This window comes from Actinoplanes sp. NPDC051633, assembly GCF_040681735.1.
Classification (GTDB): Bacteria; Actinomycetota; Actinomycetes; order Mycobacteriales; family Micromonosporaceae; genus Actinoplanes.
The window spans coordinates 1-1,359 of the sequence record NZ_JBFAZH010001631.1 but is presented as its reverse complement, the minus strand read 5'-3'; the positions used below and the strand labels follow the sequence as shown (position 1 = coordinate 1,359).

Below are 1,359 nucleotides of genomic sequence, written 5' to 3'. Positions count from 1 at the left end.
GCACAGCACCGCGACGCTCGCCATGGGCACCAGCCCGCGGAAGTGGGCGACGAAGTCGCGCCACTCGCCGGCCGTGACCGCGGGCCCCGGCTCCCAGAACCCGGTCGCGTCGGAGCCGTCGGCCACCGCGACGGTCCGCCGGGTGTCCGCCGCGATCGGACGGAACGACGACGGGATGCCGTCGCGGGCCAGCAGATCCGCCACCTTGTCGCCGGTCGCGCCGCCGAGCAGTCCGGTGGTCAGCACCGACTCGCCCAGCGCGTGCAGCACCGCCGCGACGTTGAGGCCCTTGCCGCCCGGGCGCTCGGTCACCGCGGTCACCCGATGGGTGGCGTGCGGCACCAGCGCGTCGACCTCGTAGGTCAGGTCGAGCGCCGGATTCAACGTGACGGTAAGGATCATCGCCATGGATACCAACTGATCGAACGCTCAGCTGTCAACAGCCGTTTGTGCGCGTATGGTGCCTGCCAGCGGCAATTCGCGGCATTCGAGCATTCCAGAATGTTCGTTTGCGCAAGAGGAGGAGTGGACGTGGATGTTCTGGTGGTCGGTGACGCCAACCCTGATCTGTTGCTGCGCGGCGACGTGCGGCCGCGTTTCGGACAGGTCGAGCAGCTGCTCACCGCGGCCGATCTCGTGCTGGGCGGCTCGGCGTCGATCACCGCGGCCGGCTGCGCGCGGCTCGGCCTGCGCACCGGGCTGCTCACCGCGATCGGCGGCGACGTCTTCGGCGAGGTGACCCGTGGCTGGCTGCGCGAGCGCGGGGTGGAGCTGCGCGAGGTGGCGGCGGATCCGGGCACCCCGACCGGGATCAGCGTCATTCTGTCCGAAGTGGACGACAAGGCGATCCTCACGCTGCCCGGTACGATTCCGGCTCTGCGGCCCGGCGACGTGACCGACGAGCACCTGTCCGGCGTACGCCACCTGCACGTCGCATCGCTGTATCTCCAGCCGCAGCTGGCCCACGGCCTGGCGGGCGTCTTCGCCCGGGCGCGCAGCGCCGGGCTGACCACCTCGTTGGACACCAACTGGGATCCGACGCAGCGGTGGGACTCGATCACCGAGATCCTCGCGCACACCGACGTCTTCCTGCCGAACGCGGCCGAGCTGCGCGCGGTGACCGGCGAGCCGGACCTGGCCGTGGCGGCCGGGAAGCTGTTGAGCACGGGCACCACCGTGGTGATGAAGGACGGCGCACGGGGCGCCCGGGCGTGGTGGCCCGAGGGCTCGGTGAGCGCGCCGGGCCGGGCGGTGGACGTCGTCGACACCACCGGAGCGGGGGACAGCTTCAACGCGGGGTTCCTCGCGGCCCGGCTGAGCGGGCGGTCGATGGAGGAGTCGGTCGCCTGGGCCGCGGCC

2 protein-coding genes are annotated in these 1,359 nt (G+C 71.9%); one reads left to right on the top strand and one right to left on the bottom strand.

Annotated features, from left to right (window positions below):
- Positions 1 to 408 (bottom strand): PfkB family carbohydrate kinase (locus AB0M20_RS43785; RefSeq protein WP_364307431.1); only part of this gene is annotated, 408 nt, incomplete at its 3' end.
- 123 nt (positions 409 to 531) lie between these two features.
- On the opposite strand from AB0M20_RS43785, the gene AB0M20_RS43780 reads away from it, so the two are divergent.
- Positions 532 to 1,359 (top strand): sugar kinase (locus AB0M20_RS43780; RefSeq protein WP_364307429.1); only part of this gene is annotated, 828 nt, incomplete at its 3' end.